The 20863-nt window shown below is 31.6% G+C and carries 18 protein-coding genes; 10 read left to right on the top strand and 8 right to left on the bottom strand.

From position 1 onward, the window contains the following. Positions 1 to 192: 192 nt before the first annotated feature. From F7B34_RS01695 to hjc, 5 genes are all read left to right on the top strand, one after another. A complete protein-coding gene (locus F7B34_RS01695) occupies positions 193 to 1353 on the top strand; it encodes a bifunctional 5,6,7,8-tetrahydromethanopterin hydro-lyase/3-hexulose-6-phosphate synthase (RefSeq protein WP_292459844.1) in 1161 nt (386 codons plus the stop codon). A 158-nt stretch (positions 1354 to 1511) separates the two neighbouring features. Then, positions 1512 to 1862, top strand: coding sequence for a DUF2283 domain-containing protein (locus F7B34_RS01700; protein WP_292459846.1), 351 nt, complete (start codon positions 1512 to 1514; stop codon positions 1860 to 1862). Between the two features lie 47 nt (positions 1863 to 1909). Next, complete coding sequence (gene cobT / locus F7B34_RS01705; protein WP_292459847.1) at positions 1910 to 2980, top strand: nicotinate mononucleotide-dependent phosphoribosyltransferase CobT; 1071 nt, start codon at positions 1910 to 1912, stop codon at positions 2978 to 2980. A 123-nt stretch (positions 2981 to 3103) separates the two neighbouring features. Then, a complete protein-coding gene (locus F7B34_RS01710; RefSeq protein WP_292459848.1) occupies positions 3104 to 3547 on the top strand; it encodes a methanogenesis marker 6 protein in 444 nt (147 codons plus the stop codon). Positions 3548 to 3636: 89 nt separating this feature from the next. After that, a complete protein-coding gene (gene hjc / locus F7B34_RS01715) occupies positions 3637 to 4035 on the top strand; it encodes a Holliday junction resolvase Hjc (protein WP_292459935.1) in 399 nt (132 codons plus the stop codon). Here hjc and F7B34_RS01720 read toward each other — a convergent pair. From F7B34_RS01720 to eno, 7 genes are all read right to left on the bottom strand, one after another. Continuing rightward, the gene (locus F7B34_RS01720; protein WP_292459850.1) at positions 4032 to 5543 is read right to left on the bottom strand and encodes an AMP phosphorylase; all 1512 of its coding nucleotides are present in this window, start codon (positions 5541 to 5543) and stop codon (positions 4032 to 4034) included. The genes hjc and F7B34_RS01720 overlap by 4 nt on opposite strands. 108 nt (positions 5544 to 5651) lie before the next feature. Next, the gene (metG, locus tag F7B34_RS01725) at positions 5652 to 7679 is read right to left on the bottom strand and encodes a methionine--tRNA ligase (protein WP_292459852.1); all 2028 of its coding nucleotides are present in this window, start codon (positions 7677 to 7679) and stop codon (positions 5652 to 5654) included. Positions 7680 to 7725: 46 nt separating this feature from the next. Continuing rightward, positions 7726 to 9486 carry a DUF262 domain-containing HNH endonuclease family protein gene (locus tag F7B34_RS01730; RefSeq protein ID WP_292459854.1) on the bottom strand — a complete coding sequence of 587 codons (1761 nt, stop codon included), beginning with the start codon at positions 9484 to 9486 and terminating at the stop codon, positions 7726 to 7728. A 69-nt stretch (positions 9487 to 9555) separates the two neighbouring features. Then, on the bottom strand, positions 9556 to 10392 hold the full coding sequence (locus tag F7B34_RS01735; protein ID WP_292459856.1) for a pantoate kinase: 837 nt from the start codon (positions 10390 to 10392) through the stop codon (positions 9556 to 9558). 108 nt (positions 10393 to 10500) lie between these two features. Then, positions 10501 to 13203: an alanine--tRNA ligase gene (alaS, locus tag F7B34_RS01740; RefSeq protein ID WP_292459858.1), complete on the bottom strand. Its 2703-nt coding sequence runs from the start codon at positions 13201 to 13203 to the stop codon at positions 10501 to 10503. A 257-nt stretch (positions 13204 to 13460) separates the two neighbouring features. Beyond that, a complete protein-coding gene (locus F7B34_RS01745) occupies positions 13461 to 13910 on the bottom strand; it encodes an acylphosphatase (protein ID WP_292459860.1) in 450 nt (149 codons plus the stop codon). A gap of 157 nt (positions 13911 to 14067) precedes the next feature. Continuing rightward, on the bottom strand, positions 14068 to 15360 hold the full coding sequence (eno, locus tag F7B34_RS01750) for a phosphopyruvate hydratase (RefSeq protein WP_292459862.1): 1293 nt from the start codon (positions 15358 to 15360) through the stop codon (positions 14068 to 14070). A gap of 341 nt (positions 15361 to 15701) precedes the next feature. Here eno and rnhB point away from each other — a divergent pair, with 341 nt between their 5' ends. The 3 genes from rnhB to F7B34_RS01765 all read left to right on the top strand — a co-directional run bounded on the left by rnhB (position 15702) and on the right by F7B34_RS01765 (position 17967). Further along, positions 15702 to 16526: a ribonuclease HII gene (rnhB, locus tag F7B34_RS01755; RefSeq protein ID WP_292459864.1), complete on the top strand. Its 825-nt coding sequence runs from the start codon at positions 15702 to 15704 to the stop codon at positions 16524 to 16526. A 43-nt stretch (positions 16527 to 16569) separates the two neighbouring features. After that, complete coding sequence (locus tag F7B34_RS01760) at positions 16570 to 17406, top strand: tRNA (adenine-N1)-methyltransferase (RefSeq protein ID WP_292459867.1); 837 nt, start codon at positions 16570 to 16572, stop codon at positions 17404 to 17406. Between the two features lie 105 nt (positions 17407 to 17511). Continuing rightward, a complete protein-coding gene (locus tag F7B34_RS01765; RefSeq protein WP_292459868.1) occupies positions 17512 to 17967 on the top strand; it encodes a 30S ribosomal protein S15 in 456 nt (151 codons plus the stop codon). Positions 17968 to 18118: 151 nt separating this feature from the next. Here the strand turns inward: F7B34_RS01765 and F7B34_RS01770 are convergent, their stop codons facing one another. Then, positions 18119 to 19705 carry a dihydropteroate synthase-like protein gene (locus tag F7B34_RS01770; RefSeq protein WP_292459871.1) on the bottom strand — a complete coding sequence of 529 codons (1587 nt, stop codon included), beginning with the start codon at positions 19703 to 19705 and terminating at the stop codon, positions 18119 to 18121. 214 nt (positions 19706 to 19919) lie between these two features. On the opposite strand from F7B34_RS01770, the gene F7B34_RS01775 reads away from it, so the two are divergent. Then, positions 19920 to 20408 (top strand): pyruvoyl-dependent arginine decarboxylase, encoded by a 489-nt coding sequence (locus F7B34_RS01775; protein ID WP_394355308.1) that lies wholly within the window; start codon positions 19920 to 19922, stop codon positions 20406 to 20408. Between the two features lie 81 nt (positions 20409 to 20489). Then, positions 20490 to 20843, top strand: a complete 354-nt coding sequence (speD, locus tag F7B34_RS01780) for an adenosylmethionine decarboxylase (protein WP_292459875.1) — start codon at positions 20490 to 20492, stop codon at positions 20841 to 20843. Positions 20844 to 20863: the final 20 nt, after the last annotated feature.

Consider the following 20863-nt stretch of genomic DNA (forward strand, 5'->3'; position numbering starts at 1 on the left):
AAAAGAGGAATATATAGTTTCTTCGGAGCTTTAAAACAGATTCAGAGATAAATTATACTTCCTTAACTAACTTCTATTACTCGAATTTATCTGGGTATATATATTTATTAATATTTGGTATTGTATGTAATTCCTATCTTAGACACACTCTTTCATCAGAAAACATATAAAAAATGAATTAGCGATGATATTATGATAAAATTTGGTGAAGCAGTTCTTGGAAAAAATTTAAAGGCAGTTGTTAATGTTATTATTGGAAAAGGAAGTGAAATGGATATTGCTTTCACAAACGCATTAACCAGAACACCATCTCCAATATTTGCAAATTTAAGAGATAATTTAATTGTGAAACCATTATCTATTGTGGTTCCAAGACATGATATCAAGAATGAAATTCAGGATGAGCTCCTATATGGAGTAATTCAATACGGCGTGGCAAAGGCGGTGGCAGATTTAGACCTTGACGAAGACTTAAAGGCAGTAATTACTGTTTCAGTTCCAGATGTTCCCTATACTACATTAAATAAAAGAAAGTTGTTTCATTATTACTATGGTGCAACAAAACTTGCCATCACCAGAGCTCTGAATGAATATCCATCGAAAGAAAAAATAAAAAAAGAAAAATACAGAGCTCTACATCCATTAGTAGGATTCAGAGATATTAGGTTAGAAAGACCGCCATATTTACAGGTTGCTCTGGATGTTCCCACAATTGAAAATATGGAATTTATAATCGAATCCCTTCCAAAAAGTGATAGGATATTAATTGAGGCAGGAACCCCCCTTATTAAAAAATACGGCATCGAAGTTATAGAACATATAAGGGAGCTCTACGATGGATACATTGTGGCAGATTTAAAAACACTTGATACCGGCAGGATAGAGGTTAGAATGGCTTTTGAATGCACAGCAAATGCAGTGGTTTTAAGTGGTGTTGCCCCAAAAGCCACAATTTTAAAAGGTATTCATGAATGTGAAAAATGCGGAATAATGAGTTATTTGGATACAATAAATATGGATGACCCATTAAAATTATACAGCTCTTTGGAGATAAAACCGGATGTTTTAATGGTACATAGGGGTATTGATGAGGAAACATTTAATAAAGATAGGATAAATATATTCAATACAAACAATGAAAAGATGAAAAAATTAATACTGGGAGTTGCCGGTGGAGTTTCAATGGATAGCATCGATGAATTAAAAACCAAATATGACATCTTGGTTGTTGGAAGGGGAATTACAAAATCAAGAGACCCTGGAAGAGTTGCTAGGGCAATTGTAAATAAATTGGGTGACGATATAGAGCAGTATAGATTGTATTTAGATGAGGATGAGGATATTGATTTATAAATATAATAATTTAATACTTTACTTTTAGGTTGGTTTAGGAGCTCCTGTGGTGAAAGGATGGATATTGATGAAGTGTTATCTTATCTATTTTACTTCTAAAAAGGAGAATTTTAATAAAACTAAACACTATGAAACAAGATTGGAATAGAGGGAAAATAATGACTATTAGTGTTGATTATGATTTTGAAAATGATGACTTATTTATATATAAAAAAGGTGCAAAATCAAAAGAGACTCTTGATTTAGATGATGTTTTATTGGATTTTGATAATGAAGGCATTGTGGGAATTGAAATATTAGATGCGTCAAAAATGTTTAAAGTCGATAAATACGATTTGTTAAAAAATTTAATTAAATTTGAAGCTGTAATTAAAATAACGAAGGATGTAATTAAATTAAATATGAAATTGGAAGTATTGAAAAGAAATAAAGGGATAGTTAGGGAATCTACCTTAAAAGGTTTAAATTATACTGGATTAAATGAGGGAAAAATGGAAATTGCTTGTTAATAAAAAACTCTTTGAGTTTTAATTAAAAAAAGAAAAAGCGTGAAAATATGCCTATAATCTCTGTAAATGATAATAATGGATTTTTAGATAAGATAAAAAATAAAAAAGTCCAATTTTCTTGTGTAATTTCATCAATAGAAACTACAAAATACATTCCAATATCGGGAGTTAATAAAAGTGTAATTGAATACACGCCAGCCGCAGATATGGAGCTCGTAGTATTAGGTAAGAGTATATCCATATCAACACCGCCGATAGATGCCACAGGATGCCCAAGCCCAGCCACCATAACAAGGGCAAATGTTGATTTAAAAAATATCCCTGTTTTAACAATAGATGCGGGAAGTGCTGTAAAACCAAAAATACCCTACATTTCTGTGGATGAAAAACCAACAGGGGATATTTACAAAGGTAAGGCCATGGACAATTCAAAGGAATTATTTAAAATGGGGGAAATAATTGGAAAAAATTTAACATGCGACGTTCTTATAATTGGTGAAAGTGTCCCCGGCGGAACAACCACAGCTTTGGGAGTATTGCTTGGATTGGGATATGATGCAAAGGACAAAATAAGCTCCGGCTCTGTTGAAAATCCAAAGGAATTAAAATTAAATGTTGTTGAAAATGGTTTAAAATCTGCAAAATCAAAGGATGTATTCGATGTCCTAAATGCAGTTGGAGATAAGATGATGCCTGTTGTTGCAGGAATGGCATTCTCATCAGCTAAACAGGAAAAACCTGTAATATTGGCAGGTGGAACCCAAATGGCTTCCGTGCTTTCCGTGATAAACGAAATAGATAAAAACCATATAAAAGAAAATATATTAAAATCAGGATTAATATCAATAGGAACAACAGAATTTGTTTTAAATGACAAAAACGCGGATTTAAAGGGAATTGTTGAGCAAATAGATGAGAATGTGCCCATATTTGCATCAAAATTTAACTACGATAAATCAGATATTGAGGGTTTAAAATCATACTGCAAAGGTTCTGTAAAAGAGGGAGTAGGAGCCGGGGGAATTTCAGTATATTCTTATACAAATGGGTTAAATCCTGATGAAGTAAGGGAGTATGTTGAGAGAAATTATCATAAATGGTTTAATGAAGATAAATAATATTTAGTAATAGCATGAGCTCACAAAATTGAAAAAACTTGGGAATAAAAGGACATGAAAAAGAAACCAAAAAAATATAAAATAAATGAAAAATATAAATATATAAAATATATAGGTGGTAGCATGAAAACAAAAGTAATAGTTTTATCAGAGGATGCAAAAACATCTCCTTCAAGACTATTTAGGTTTTTAAATTCATTGGATTACGATATAAAAGTTAAAGAAACATGTTTTGGGGCATATATTGAAGGAGAAGATGAAGTTGTTGATAAAATAGCGAATATGGTTAGAAACCTTGAAAAAAATAAAATATTCTGTAAAGATAGGGGATTTCCAATATGGGATAAGAGAAGATGTAGGGCATTCAGAAAAGGAGGTCCAAGGGAAGGATTTCACCAGCTTGAAGCAGAGCAGAAGGCATTGGAATTAATTTCAAAAGGTTTGGAAGAGGTTGAAAAAGGGGAAGAACTAAATATTGAAGAAATCGACAGCAAATATAATTCCATATTGGAAAAAGATAAAAAACTTGATATTAATAAATTTAAGGAGATTGCTGATAGATTATAAGTTATATCTTTAATTTTTATCTTTTATCTTATTTATTATCATTTTATTTTAAAATTATTATTTATTTCATTTTGAATGGTGTTTTTTTGATGGGATATAAGTATAAAAAAGGTTCCAATTTTGAAAGAGAGCTCAAAAAAATGTTTGAAAATAAAGGGTTTGCAGTGGTTAGAAGTGCTGGAAGTCATGGTATTGATTTAATTGTAGGAAAAAGAGGAAAAATTTACGTATTTGAATGCAAAACCACATCAAAAGAGAAATTCTACATCTCAAAGGAGGATGTGGATAAACTTATAAATTTTTCAGAAACTTTCGGAGCTCACCCATATATTGCATTGAAAATGAATGGAAAAATTTTGTTTATAAATCCCCATCTTTTAACAACCTCTGGAAAAAACTATTCATTGGATTATTACAAAATATGCCCCATCGCTACGGATTTTAAAGAGCTAATAGGGGAAGGAAAGCAGATGAAATTTATTATTTAAAATCTGCTAATTCTTTTAAGAAGCATACCTTCAACTCTCACGGGGTATGTTCTTCTTGCAAGATTAACTGCGGCATTCAATCTCTCCTCTGAGCTCGAATAAATTGTATATAGCACATCCCCTTTTTCTACCTTATTTCCTGTTTTTGCATGTAGGAGAACTCCTGCCTTTTTATCCTTCGGAGCTCCTGCTTCCTTTGCCACATTTGTAATTAATTTATTTGATATTTTTGTTACATATCCGCTGTCCGGAGAAACTACCTCCGCAGTAAAATTTCCCACTTCAATCTCATCAGGTTTTGTTTCTTTTCCACCTTGTTCAGTTATTATCTCATTAAATTTTTCCAATGCTTTCCCAGATGAGAGAATCTCCCATGCCACCTCATTGCCCTTTCCAGGTTGTGCCGCCCCTCCAAGTTCCAATAAAACCCCTGCAAGAGAAGTGGCTTTTTCAACTAAACTCTTTGGTGCCGATTCAGGATCATTTAATGCCATTAACGCTTCCCTTGCTTCAAGTGCAGGCCCTATTGCCCTACCTATTGGCTGCCCCCCATATGTTAGAACACACTCAACACGAATTCCAAGTAAATCACCGAGCTCTATAAATTTCCTTGCAAGTTGATTTCCTTCTTTTTCATTTTTTATCTTTACACCATATCCAATGGGGATATCTATTACAGTATAATTTATACCTGTTGCAATCTTTTTAGCCATAACACTTGCCAATAATTGAGGTTTTGGGTCTATTGCCAATGGTCTCTCCACATTTATTATAATATCATCCGCAGGTGCAAGATTTACCGCACCACCCCAGACCAAACATCCATTTGTGGCTTTCACCACTCTTTTTATTTCCTCTGCATTTAAATTTACATTTGCAAGCACTTCCACAACATCCGCTGTCCCCGCTGCTGAGGTAATTGCCCTTGATGAAGTTTTTGGAATGGTAATTCCAGCTGACGCCACTATTGGAATGGTTAGAAGAGCATATTTATTTCCAGGAACTCCACCTATACTATGGACATCTACAACAGGACTACTTTCCCATTCAAGTTTCTCTCCAGTTTCTGCCATTCTCTTAGTCATTTCGACAATTTCATTTGTTTCCAATCCATTTATATAGGTGGAAACCACAAATGCAGATAGTTCAATATTTGACAGTTTTCTTGACACTATCTCATCTACTATCGTATGTATCTCATGAGGTTTTAATATCTGACCCTCCATTTTTTTCTTAATATAGTTTAAAGATATTGGTTTTTGAGCGTGTCTTATCCTAACCTCTTCACCTTCCTTTAAAGGTACAGGTACAGATTTGCTAATGCCAATTTCCCCCACATTCACCATTGTTTTTGTTGAGTATAACGTCCCTATAAAAGAGCCCCCCGATGTTTCTATTAGAACTCTATCGTGGGGATAATATGCAGTTCCCTTTAAATCCTTCTCATTTGCAATAATTGCGTTGGTTTCTAAATCTAAGTCTAAATATCTTACTTTTAAAAATAGCATAATTTCCCTCCATAGTACCTTAATAACTTATATCTATACAATGTAGATTATAAAAAATTAGATAAGTTTTATAAAATAAAATTATAGTATAATTATTTATAATTTTTATTAGCAGATTTTACTTCCAACTGGAACATCCTTATCTGGTGTTAAAAGAGCTACAACTTCGTCCCCTGCGGCTAAAACCATACCCTGTGATTCTACACCGCATAATTTAGCAGGTTTTAAGTTACACAATAATACGATTTTTTTACCCACGAGCTCCGCTGGTTCATAGTGTCCTTTTATACCTGCAACAACCTGTCTTTTTTCATCACCAATATCTACAATCAATTTTAACAATTTTTTGGATTTAGGAACTTCCTCAGCTTCTAAAATCTGTGCAACTCTCAACTCAATTTTAGCAAAGTCATCAATACTTATTAAATCCATAGAATCACCTTTTTCATTTCTTTTTATTTTATTTTTTTCTTTCCTCTTTTCATTAGCATCTTCTGATTTTAATAGTTTTTCTTTAACCATCTTGATTTGGTCATCTTCAATTTTTGTAAATACAACCTTCGGCTTTTTCAAATCATTTCCTCTAATTTCCAAATCAAGTTCTTCATTCATTAAATCAAGAAGTTTCATGGTTTTATTTGGCATAAATGGATAAAGCAAATAGGTTATATGCTTTACAACCACTGCACAGGTGTATAATATTTCTTTTAACCTGTTTTCATCCTCAACAGTCCAAGGCTCCATCTTCTGGAAGTAATTATTCCCCTCTTTTGCAAGATGAATAATATCCATTATGGCGTCCTTAAAGTTAAATTCCATTATGTGTTTATCAACCTTTTCAACAGTTTCTTTACATTTGTTTATCAATTCTTTATCTTCATCTTTGAGATTTTCCTCATCAACAACAGGAATTGCCTTAAATTTCCTGTGTGAAAATACAAGAGCTCGGTGTGTGAAGTTTCCAATGATGGCAATTAACTCTGTATTTATCCTCTTCTGGAATTCATCAAATGAGAAATCACAGTCCCTATTTAATGGTGCATTTACCATTAAGAAATATCTTAAATAATCGGAATCAAAATATTTAACAAAATCATCTACCCAAACAACCCATTTTTTACTAGTGCTCATCTTTCTTCCTTCAAGTGTTAAATAACCACCGCTTATCACCGATGAAGGAAGGTTATATTCACCATTGGCAATTAACATACCTGGCCAGAATACCGAGTGATGAACTGTTATGTCCTTTCCAATAAAATGCCATATTTTTACATCTTTTGTATTGTAGTTGTTGTTTTCATTTTCATTGCTGTCTTTTTTTAACCAATAATCTCTCCAAACATCTCCCAACTGCTTGGTAAATGAAATATAGCCAATTGGTGCCTCCAACCATACATACATTACTTGGTTTTCGCTGTCAGGTATTGGAACACCCCATTTTATATCCCTTGAAATATCCCAGTCATGGAGCTCATTTATCCAACTGTATGCCATGTTCTTAACATGCTCAGGCATATCGGAGCTCTCAACATATTTTCTTAAATCGTCGGATAATGCACTTAATTTAAAGAACCTATGGGTTGTTTTTCGGAGCTCCGGTGTGGTGTTGCAATTTATACAGTATGGATTTATGAGCTCCGTTGGTTCAAGGTGTCTTCCACAAACTTCACAGTGGTCTCCTCTCGCCTCACCACCGCAGAAGGGGCATGTTCCTTCCACATATCTATCTGCCAAAAATCTATCACATTTAGGGCAGTAGAATTGTTCTATCTCTTTTTCATAAATGTATCCATTTTCTTTAAGTTTTAAATAAAATTCCTGAGCTGTTTCTATATGGATATCGCTGTGAGTTTTTCCGTAGCTGTCAAACTCTACATTTAAATTGTCTAAATCTCTCTTTATCTCATTGTGGTATTTATTTACAATATCCTCAGGTTTTACGCCTTCTTTTTCTGCTGTAAGGGTGATAGGAACACCGTGGTTATCTGTTCCACCAACATGGATTACATCCTTTCCTTTTAACTTTAAGTATTTTTTCATGATGTCAGCAGGAATATATGTGCTTCTCGCATGTCCTAAATGAAGAGGTCCATTTGTATATGCCAAAGCTGTTGTTAATAGGTATTTTTCACTCATGATTTCCCTCTTTAATGTTATTAGATTTAAAATTATCAATTAGGTATCATTGATTACATATTAATTTATTTACCATTTTATCTTGACGATTTTTTAAATTATTAGGTGTCCATTCGTTATATCCTATTACTTCTTCATACATGAAATCAAAAATTCCAAATCCTCTTTTTCTCTGCAATTCTCTTAATTTTTCTATTTTTTCTCTAAAATTATAATTTTTAAGTGATGAATTCTTTTTACCACTAATTAGCACTAAATTTGCCAGTTTATCCGTCCAATATTCTCTTTCTTCTTTTGAAAAATCCCTTACCCACTGACTATTTTCTTTTGGTTTTTGTGGTAAAATATGTTCTATTGATATATTTTTAATATTTGATAAATGCACCATGTCATTTTCCATTCTTAAATATGCATATTTCAATAATACAAATTTTGCATACCTCTTTTTATATATGTCATCATCATGCAACACTTCTTTTAATTTTTCAGCATCTACTTTAAATATCTCATTATTATTAATAACTTCATCGGAACTATTGCTTTCAGCTATTCTTTTTAAAATTTTGTTCATATTTTCTATTCTTTGAGTTGGTGTATATCCTATAATCCAATCACTTGAAAATTTGTATTCCAATTTTTTAAGAAATTTTACAAGATTACTTTTAAGTTTTGTTTCGTCTTCTCTCTTTTCAATTCTAAACCTATACCAAAAATACAGCAATGGCGGTATCCACTCATCTGATTTAATTCCAATTTTCATTATTGTTATCAAATTTTTATAGCCATTTTCTATTTCAAAATTGTTTAACTCAATAAGTTTATTATATATTTCTTTATATTTTTTTAGTAAATCAATAGTTTCTTCCCCCCTTTCTAACATTTTTTTATCATATATTTTTTTAAATTCTTCATATAATGTTTTTCTTGCTTTTTCTTTTAAGAATATCGTTCTAATAAATGATAGAAATCTATCAAAGTAGTTTTCCCCTATGAGTTCAAAATAATTTTCCAAATCTTCCCAAATTTTTGCATATTCTTCTCGCTCATTTTCGTTATCTATTTTCCCAATATTTTCTGCCTTTAATATGTCTGCATTAGTCAAAGGAATTCCCCTATTATTCAATACTGAAAACAATCTAAAAGCATCTGTTAAATTTTCTGTCGATATATACACGAAAACTATATTATTTAATAAAAATCTAATAAATCTATCTATTTTTTGCTGTTTTTCATCATCTTTAAAAAAGTCATGCATAGTTGATATTGCATTTTTCATATTTGATATTGAAATATTGTTCTCCTCTGTCGAACCATTCATTCTATTATTTACATTTATTGTTTCATTATCCAATACAACACAACTTTTTATAAACTCTTCGACATCGTCCCTAATTATATACTTTATTTTTATTCTTTCAGGTATATTACCAAATTCATTTTCTTCTTGATATATTAGCTCGTTTAACTGCCTTTTAGCCATTTCGTTGTTAGTTATATCTCTTAAAACAGCCATTAATAACATAAGTGTGGTTAATCTTTGCTGACCATCCACTATATCATAAACTATATATCTTATGCCATTATTTTCTTCACTTCTTTTATACAATACCAAAGAGCCTAAGAAATATTTATCTTCATCATATCCATGATATTCCCCATATTCCTTATAGGCAAACCATAAATCGTCTAATAAATCATTTACATTATCTTCCTTCCATAAATAAGGTCTTTGATATTCTGGAATTACAAACCAAAAATCATTGCTAAATAGTCTATTTATATTTACTTCATTAGTTTCTATTCTCATATTTCCCCTCATTTAGATAATACCTCATTCTTTAAACTTCTTTATACTGTATTGTATATCTATCAAGCTTTACTGATAAATTTTACATACAATAGGATTATTTAATATAGATAATACATCATTTAAATCTTTATCCTCACATATACAAAATACAGTATTTCCAAGCATCGCCTGGGAGCTCCCAATAGTAAAACTCAAATCATCACACAATGATGTAATTTCATCTGTTGCAAGACCTGTATCCTTTGCAAAGGTGTATGATAAACTCATGAAGTTTTCCAATGTGGGATTTTTTAACAGCTTTTGTAAGAGCTCATCCGATGTTTTATTTATTTTATCAATCCATTCTATATTGTTGATAATCGTGCCAGTTTCTTTTTTTCCAAGTATTTCAACAACTACATTATAATCATTGATATTTTTTATATTTATTTTTTCCACATTTATAGGTAGCCCAGGTTTTTTTCTTATTACAAAACCTCTTGTATATTGTGCCACCACATCCCCAAGCCCAGTTCCGCATTTTACCTCAGCAGTATGTGCAAATTCCAAAACTTTGTCAGGCTCCATGTTGTAAATTTTGCTGAGCTCATGTGATGTCCCCAATGCACAGGAACCTGATGTGCCCACTCCACATCCCAATGGAAAATCTGATTTATGGATAATGTTGTAATTAAATTTATCCGATTCGTTGTAATTTAGATAATTCAAATAGTTTTTAATCACTTCAATTGTGGGGCATAATTCTATCTTATCGCCGTTAAAATATACCTCTCCATCTCCCTCAACTATATTTGTATATACTCCTTTATTCAGTGTAATGCCCGCTCCTGTTGAACCTGTTTTTAATAATTCTTTATCCTTATATATTTTAAAAAAACCAGTAATATGACCCGGTATAAACATAAATACACCCCATATATTATTGTAATAAAATGAATAAGATAAATAAATGAAATAAAACAGTATATAAAAGTTATTAAAATATATAAAAAATATATATAATCATATAATTTATTTCAATTCTTCAAATACTTTATTTTTAAGTGTTTCAATGTCATCTAAACACTTACCCTGTGCTAAGTTGTCCTTTCCTCCACCTTTTGCTATTTTCCTCAATAGCTCTCCCATGCTAATATCTACGGCTTCTCCTCTTTTACACAAGATATAGCCGTTGTTATTTAGAAGAACAACAATAGAGCCCTCTTTTACCAAATTATCTGCAATCGACATTAATTCCTTTGGATTTCCTTCAACCTGCTCAACTAAAACATTGTAGTTTCCAACTTTTTCAAATTTATTTGCGAGCTCATACTTTTTATATTCTCCAATTTTCTTTTGGAGTTCTTCAATTATTTTTTTCTGCTCCTTCCATTCTTCAAAGAACCTTTTAACAGTTTTTGGAAGATTTTCAGCTGTAACTCCCAATATCTTAGAAGATTTTAATAATATATCTTCCATTGCACTTACTTCATTAACTGAGTTTATTCCGCTTGTATATTCGAGCCTTTCAACTCCATCTTGGATTCTTTCGGTTCTTAATATTTTTATATATCCAACTTCCGAAGTGTTTTCGCAGTGAGTTCCACCACATGCCTCAACATCTATGTCTTCTATATCGATTATCCTTAAAACATTTCCTGGAACTACACCACCCTGGTATATTCTAAATCCATATTTTTGTTCTGCTTCGTTTCTGTCCATAAATGTGCTTTTTATAGGAACGCTGTTTAAAACAATCTCATTTGCAATTCTTTCTATTTCCTTTATTTCTTCCCTGCTTATTCTCTTGTAGTGTGTGATATCCAACCTTGCCTTATCTGGCTCAACATTTGAACCCGTCTGCCAAACATGTTTTCCTAAAACCTTCCGAGCTGCGGCGTTTATTATGTGTGTTGCGGTGTGGTTTCTCATTAAATTAATTCTTTGTTCCCAATTTATTGCTCCTTTTACAATATCTCCTTCATTGAGACTATCTACATCGGATAATTTGTGATATACAATATCATCTTTCTTCTGAACCTCAACAACCTGTTTGCCGTTGATAGTTCCAATATCGTATTTCTGACCACCACCTTCTGGATAGAATATTGTTCTGTTGAGAATTACATAATTATCGATTATTTTTAAGATTTTAGCTTCAAATTCTTTCTGCTTTGGGTTTTTGTAGAATAATAATTCGGTTTTTTCAATACCTTCTACTTCTGGAAGTATTTTTTTCTGAGATTCTAATTCATCGGATTCTTCTATTTTCTTCTGCTCGTGCCTTTCTGCAACTATTGTATAGAAATTGTCTGGGATGTTTAATTTTATAGTTTTTTTGGTTTTATTCTTATTATTTATTTCATTTACAATATTTTCCACCACCTCCGGCGGAAGCCCCTTACTGTCGTAGAGCTCTATCAAATCATCAAGGGATATTTCATTTTTGGATTTAACCAACCTTTCCACAATACCTCTTCCTTTGTTAATTGTTTGAATATATTTTCTCTCTTCCTCATCAACTACATCCACCATGTAATCTTTCATTTCAAGTAATTCTGGGTAGAGCCCCTTCAACTCTTCAAGCTGTAAATTTATTATATCCTTTAAAGACATTGTAATGCCGACATTTTTCATGTATCTCAAAGTTTTTCTTACAAGTAATCGTGCCAAATAACCATCTTTTACATTTGATGGAACGATACCGTCCCCAAACATAAATGCAAGGCATCTCGTATGGTCTGCTATGGCATATATATTTTCAAGGGGCGTAAGCAATTTATCCAGTTCATCCACATCCATTTTCAGTTTTTCAGCAACCTTCTGCCTTAAAATTCTCAAATCTCCAACATTTTCTATATCCATAAGCCCAGCAAGCGTGGCACTTTCTGCAAGTATCCTATCATCAATATTTTCAATATAGTCAATGCCCGAATTTTCCTTTAATTTTTCAACGATATTTTCAAATATTGCATCATAAACAGTCGGTGTTCCCTGTGATGCCCACACAAACCTCTCTATACCATATCCAGTATCTACTATTTTTAAAGGCATTTCCCTGTATTTATCTCCAACTTTTTCATACTGCATAAACACAAGTGTGGCGAGCTCTACACCGTGGGTGATTACCTCATAGCATGGTCCAGCATTTCCTCCACCTTCCCACCAGCTCTCTATGAATGTTATGGATTTTTCGTCTATACCGAGCTTTTTCATGAAATTAAAGCATAATTCTACGGTTCTATCTGTCCAATATTTAAAATCATCCACTTTATTAAATGCGTGGTGTCCTCCCATTGTAAAGCATGTTAAGTGCCTTCCTGTTCTTCCAACATTGTCTATATCGTTTAATCTAATACATGGCTGAGCTATTACAAGGGGGTTTGCAATTGGCTCTACAACTCCCTTTGTTACCCATGGCTGAAATACTGCAATAGATGCAATTGTTAAAAGAATATCGTTTCTCCATCTTCTCGCAGTTACGGGATACCTTTTTATTGGCGTGTGCCCATTTTCCTCAAAGAAGTTTAAAAATTCCTTCACCATCTCGCTATATGTGTATTTTTTATCGGTAATCGGAGCTCCGATGAATGAGTATTTATCGCACGGACTGTCTCCGCAGGTTTCTCTCTCAGGGTCTAATGTCCAAAAATACTGTCCGCATTCTTTACATTTTTTTCTCATGAATCCTTTTTTTTCAAACAATTCCACATTATAATCATGGTTTATTTCCATAAAATCACGCTTTTTCTTTTTTTAGGATTTTAATATAAAATAGAAGGTTTCTCTAAAAAATTACTGTTTTATTTACGACTAAGTTTTAATGAAAATGATAATAATAGTTTTTTAAGAATATATAATAAATATTTAAAAATCTTTCGTTTGATATAAATTAAAAAAATTAAAAATAGATTTATTTAAAAAAGGATTGTTGAAAATTTATATATGCACTCTTATTAAGTTCCCGTTTTTGTGGGAGCTCCATTTATATCTTAAAGTTTTTGTTCAATTCTTTTTAGGATTTCTTTTATTTCATTCTGACCCTTTATTATTTCGTCCTGTCCTTTTTTAACTTCTTCCAAAACTCCGAATATCATTTTAATGTATTTAACTCCTTCATCTAACTTTTTATTGAGCTCTAATAAATCATCTGCTGAAATCCTATTTATTCCACTTGGAAATTCAATAAATGTGTTTAATTCTTTTTCTTCAATCTCTTCTATATCTATTAACTCATCTTTTTTTCCCAGTAGTTTAATATTGTTTTTAAATGCTTCTTTTATTTCTTCATCATCAAAATTTGCCAAAATTCTAACGCTTCCATCCTTGTAATTATAAACTATTCCATCAACACCTAATGCGTGCCCTAAATTTTCGATTCTGTCCCTAAATCCCACATGCTGAGTTTTACCGCATATTTTTAATTCGTAGGTTGTAGCCATAACATCACCATTTATTACATCATGTGCCTTTTATGTCCTTAATTATATATAAATTATTCGATATAATATTTATAAAACTCTAAAAATTGTAATAACTTTGAAATAAAATAAAAAAGTAAAAAAATAATAATTAAAAAAATAAAATAATATCATTTATTTAAAAAGGACATCTGAAATCTTTTCCTGCGTATTTTGGATAGCCAAGCTCCTCTTCAATTCTTATAAGTTGGTTATATTTTGCAGTTCTTTCACCCCTTGCAGGAGCTCCTGTTTTTATTTGTCCTGTGTTAAGTGCAACTGATAAATCAGCTATTGTTGTGTCTTCTGATTCACCACTTCTATGGGATACTACAACACCATATCCGTTCCTAAATGCAAGATTTGCCGCATCTATTGATTCTGATAATGTACCTATCTGATTTACCTTTAATAGTAAGGCATTTCCTGCACCAATTTCAATGCCTCTTCTTAACCTATCGGTATTTGTAACAAATATATCATCGCCAACTATTTGGATACCTTTTAATTCCTTTGTAATTATTGCAAATCCTTCGAAATCCTCTTCATGAAGTGGGTCTTCAATTGATATTATTGGGTATTCATTTACTATTTCTTTATACAATGATATGAGCTCATCTCTGGACATGTCATTTCCTTTTACAACATAATTTTCTTTTTCTGCATCGTAGAATTCACTTGCGGCAGGATCTAATGCAAATACAATTTTATCCTCATATCCTGCATTTTTCACGGCGTTATTTAACAAATCCAATGCTTCTCTAATGTCATTTACTGGCGGTGCAAATCCACCCTCATCCCCAACATTTATGGCATCTTTTCCGTATTTATTTAGGATTACCTTTTTTAATGTATGGTAGGTTTCCGCACACATTCTTATTGCTTCTGCTATTGAGTCGGCACCAATTGGCATAATCATAAACTCTTGGAAGTCGAGCTCATTACCTGCATGCTCTCCACCATTTAAAACATTCATCATTGGAACAGGCATTACATATGAGTTGCATCCTCCAATGTATTTATAAAGTGGTAATGATGCAGTATCTGCTGCTGCCTTTGCAACTGCCAATGAAACAGCAAGTATTGCATTTGCTCCCAGTTTTCCTTTATTTTCTGTATTGTCCAACTCTCTCATTATTATATCGATTTCTCTCTGCATTCTTGAATCGTAGCCTATTAATTCTGGTTTTATAATACTATTAACATTATCTACTGCCAATAATACCCCCTTTCCTCCAAACCTTAGGTCTTTATCTCTGAGCTCCACAGCCTCGTGGGTTCCTGTTGAAGCTCCGCTTGGAACTATTGCACTACCGTATCCACCGCCAGCTGTTAAAACCTCAACCTCTACTGTTGGGTTTCCCCTTGAATCGATTACTTCTCTTGCTTTAATATCGTATATATCAAATGAATCGTCCATGTTTTTTAACAAAGTTTCACCTCTATTTAAGTGATGTATTTAGTAATAATAGTATATAATATAATAACTCATTATAAAAAATCAATTATAATTATAAAATAATAAACTACTAATTAAGACATAAAATATACCCACCATTGGAAAATCGCATGTTCATTGAAACCTGATGGCTACTCCATACGACCGCCTTATAGGTGGGATTGTCTAGGTGCAGTATCATCAAATCAACTGCAAACTATAATATTATCTTAAAGTATATTAATTTTTTTATTCATTTATTATCTATTTGATTTATTTTAATTATTATTTTAATTATTCATATGATAAGTTAATTAATTTAATTGAGGTTTAAAATGTATAATAATAAAAACAACACCAACAACCGTAATAGTGATGATGACATGGATGATAAAATAATAATTGGGTTAGATGAAGCTGGAAGAGGTCCAGTTTTAGGTCCTATGGTAGTTGCACTTGTTAAAGCTACTGAAAAAGACTTAACAAAATTTGATGAATTGGGATTAAAGGACAGTAAGAGGTTGAGTAAGAACAGAAGAGAGGAGCTCTACAAAATCATTATGAATAATTATGAAGTTAAGAGCATAATCCTTGAAGCAAAGGATATAGACAAAATGATGGAGGAGACTAATTTAAATAAAATTGAATTGATGGCATTTTCAAAACTGATAAACAGTGTTTTAAAGGAAGAATATAAGGACTATAAGGATAAAAACTATAAGGTGGATAATAATAAAAAAATAAATATATACATTGACGCATGTAGTAGTAATGAAAAGGCATTTTCAAACCAAATAAAATCTAAATTAGTGGTATATAATGAAAACATTAAAATAATAGCCGAACATAAAGCGGATGATAAATATAAAATCGTCTCTGCGGCGTCAATCATAGCAAAGGTTATTAGAGATAGAATAATTGACAATTACAAAAAAATATACGGCGAGATAGGTAGTGGATACCCCAGTGATAAAATTACCATAAATTATTTAAAAAATTATGTTAAAGAACACGGAGCTCTTCCAGAAATAGCTCGAAAAAGTTGGAAAACTTCCAAAAACATATTGAATGAATTTGAAGATGAAAATAAAAGCAGTAGAAATAATAAAGCTAATAAAAATAATAAAAATAAAAAATCTATACAAATGAAGCTAATATAAAATATATAAAATCATAAAATAAAATTAAATACATGGTGAAACTTTGAAGACTAAAAAACTCATAATCGATGAAAGAGAAAAAAAATATCTTATAAAAAAGGATTTAAATAACTTTGGAAATGATTTAGGTGTAATTGATTTAGAAAATGTAGAGGAAGGAACTGCAATAACATCACATAACAACCATACATTTTATATCGTTGAACCAACAGTTTATGACATTGTAAAAAAGATGAGAAGAAGCGTGACAACACTTTTACCAAAGGACATAGGTATGATATTAACCTACTGTGGAATAGAAGATGGTGAAACTGTTGTAGAGGCGGGAACAGGTTCAGGAGCTCTGACAATATACCTTGCAAATGCTGTGGGAAAAAATGGGAAAGTAATTACCTATGAAAAAAGACCAGAATTTGCAAAGATAGCTAGAAAAAATTTAGAAATTGTTGGAGCTGTGAAAAAAAATCAAAAAATCATCGGTTTAGAAGAAGATGAAAATGAAAAAAATGAAAATGAAACATCCAATAATGATAAACATAACGGATTATACAATGTAATTCAAAAAATCGGAGATATTACCGAAGGTATTGAAGAAAAAGATGTGGATGTAATAGTTTTAGATATGCCTGACCCATGGAATGTTGTTGAACATGCTAAAAACTCATTAAATAAGGCAAAGGGACGAATTGCCATATATGTTCCATACATCGAACAGGCTAAAAAGAGTGTGGATGCCTTAAAGGAACATGGCTTTTTAGATATCCAAACTGTTGAGTGTATTGTTAGAAATATTGAAATTACTGAAAAGGGAGCTCGACCATCTACAAGGATGATAGGCCATACTGGATATATCACCATTGCAAGAGTTAGGCCAAAGTAATAACCATAAAATATATATAATATATTGTTATAATTTTGATGAAGTCATAATGACTTTGAACTGGGAATCATCGGAATGAAAAAATAAATAAATGAGCGTGATATTATGGCAAGATTGCATTCAAGAAAAAGAGGTTCCTCCGGTTCAAAGAAACCTTTAAGGACAGAACCTCCTAAATGGGTTAATTTGACAGTTGAGGAAATTGAAAACAAAATTGTAGAAATGGCTAAAGAAGGGAAACAATCCGCACTTATAGGAACAATTTTAAGAGATTCCTATGGGGTTCCTGATGTAAAATTAATCACAGGAAAAAGCATAAGTCAAATAATGAAGGAAAACAATGTTTATCCTGAAATTCCAGAAGATTTGTTAAATTTAATGAAAAGAGCAATTAATTTAAGAAACCACCTTGAACAGAATCCAAGAGATATCCATTCAAGAAGAGGATTACAATTAATTGAATCAAAAATTAGAAGATTAGTAAAATACTACAGAAACACGAAAGTATTACCTGCAAAATGGAGATATTCACCAGAAACCGCAAGGTTGTTGGTAGAATAAATTTAATTATTCTTTTTTTAGTTTTTTAGGTTAGGGTTTGCCATTTTTAACTGTTTTGATGTAATTCATGCATTGTTAATTTTATAATTGATAATTTTATGTGGAATTTGATAGAACATATAAAAAATTATAATTTATAAAATAGGGTCATTTATTTCCAAAACTCATTATAAAACAATTTAAAGTCCTGATTATACTTTTTTCCAATCTTCAAAGCAATTTCAGCCTTTTGCAGTTCTTTACCTAAATACGATGCATGGTCTATTTTTTTAATTAGATTGTGCCTTATGGCAGTTTCATATATTTCTTTTGGTGTTTTTCCTTTGATAATGTATTTTGGGTTTTTTCTTCTATCGAAGTAAATGGCAACAATCAATTTATTTTTTCTGTCCAATTCAATTTTAAAGCTACCTTCATCTAAAATCTGCCTTTCATTTTCCTCCGCTATTATTATTGGAATATCTTTATAATTATTATATGTGGTGAGCTCGTCAAATTTCTTATCCTTGTAATTGATTAAATCAAATCCAACATCTTTTGGAAGTGAATTTCTTTTTTTTGCTAAAAACATCATTTTTGTAGCAATTTTTAACTCCTTTATTGAAAATTTACATTTTGATGAAGCCTCAGGAGTAAATAATATATTTGCACCGATTTCAGAACCTATTGCAGTAAGTGTTGCATGAGCTCCGTTGCTATCTACATCAAATAACTCGGTAACATTTCCTATTCCAAAAAACATTGGAACATTATTTCTTTCCTTAAATATTTTGCATGCAATCACACTTTCTGTAAAATTACACCCATTGTTATTTATCGGCTCTAATATTGGGTCTCCAACGACTTTTATATCATTTTCAATTAATTTATTTATGTTCTCCTCTAAACTCTTTATTTTATCGTCTATTGTTTCTGGAACATAATTTACTTTGTAATTCGTTGGGAGAACTACCGCTACTGTATTTCCATCTTTTAAATATGGGATGAGCTCCTCAATGTTCCCTGCATCAACACTTAATACCATATCTACTCCAAGATTTATTGCTTCAATCAATTCCTTTGTATTAAGGGTATCCACACTTATGGGCTTATCGGTAATATCTCGTGCAATGCCTATTATTCTCTTTAAATCTTTGGAATGGTCTTCATTGGATACCATCCCTAAATCAATCATATCTGCACCACTGTTTAGGTAGTATATTATCTTTTCTTCCAGTTCTTTGTCACTTAACCATGGGGTATGGACAATCTCCCCTAAAACTCTCATGGGATAATCATCCCCCACTTTTAGAGCTCCTATTTTAATATTTCCCTTTGAACAATCTATTGGCTTTTCCTCTGCTTTTTTTATTTCTTCCTCTGACTTCTGCTTTACAAACTTTATAATTTGGTTATCGGCATAATCTTTTGTAGATAATGTTATATCTTTAAGGTTGTCTATCAAAAGAGGGATGTCCGACGCTTCTCTCGTTGATTTATAACATTTTATTCCAGTTTCTTCTTCCACTTTTTTTAAATCATGCCTAATTAATCCAGTAACTAGTATAAAATCATAAATTTCTGATAATCTTATGTTCTTTTCTTTTTCTAATGATTTAATTTCATCAATAATCATATTTGGAGTTAAAAAAGCTGCTATTGATATGTCTGTTTTATGAACATCTATAAAATCATATTTTTTTACAGCGTTTTTTACCTTCTGATACGCTTGTTTTCCCGTAATTACCATTATTTTCATAATATCACAATAATAATTCATTTTTTACCAAACCGAATACTTTATATATGAGAAAATTTTATTCTATGTGAAAAAATATACTAATTTAAAATATAAATTTAAAAAATAATTAATTTTTTAATATTTTATTATTTATTTAATTTATTAGAATTTACAAAAAAATATATTGGAGGTGTTTTATTTTATGGGTGATAAAACTTGTGGATGTTCAAGCATGAGAAGTCCTATTCATTCCCCATTCGAAGTTCCAAATACCGTTTCACTTGTTGCAGGTGTTGGTGATGCAAACAATCCATTAAATGCATTTGACATGGCACTTTTAGATGCAGGAATAGGTAATTTAAATCTAATTAGAATCAGCAGCATCATGCCTCCAAAAGCTGATATTGTACCATTGCCAAAGATTCCAATGGGTTCCCTTGTTCCAACAGCATATGGACACCAAATAAGTGATGTAAAAGGAGAAACAATAGCTGCTGCCGTCAGTATTGCCATTCCAAAAGATAAAGAATTGTGTGGACTTATCATGGAATACGAAGGAGTTTGCGGCAAAAAGGAGGCAGAGGATATAGTTAAAAATATGGCTAAGGAAGGATTTGAAATGAGAGGCTGGGAAATCGATAAAATCATTTCAATAGCTTCTGAACATACAGTAGAAAACATAGGATGTGCATTTGCCGCAGCAGCACTATGGTATAAATAATAATTTTAAATAAGATTTATATACTTTATTTAAATTTAAATTTTAAATAATTAATAAATATAAAATAGGAGGTGAAAATAATTGAAACACTTAGGAAAACACTTGATTTTAGAGTTATGGGGATGCGAGAGCAAGGCCTTAGATGACCAAATAGGTATTGAAAATATGCTCGTAGATGCTGTTGATTCTTGCGGAGCCACTTTGATATGTGTAAAAACCCATAAATTTTCACCACAGGGCGTTACAGGAGTTGCCGTTCTTGCCGAAAGTCATATATCAATACACACATGGCCTGAGCTCGGATATGCTGCAATGGATATATTCACCTGCGGGGAGCATGTGAATCCAGAGGATGCCATTCCAACAATAAGGTCTTTTTTAAAACCTGATAATTTTGAAGTTATTGACATTAAAAGAGGAAATATTGTGGATTAGGTTATGATATTTATACTATT

Origin of the sequence: Methanothermococcus sp., from assembly GCF_015523155.1 — an archaeon.
Classification (GTDB): Archaea; AGJL01; Methanococci; order Methanococcales; family Methanococcaceae; genus Methanofervidicoccus.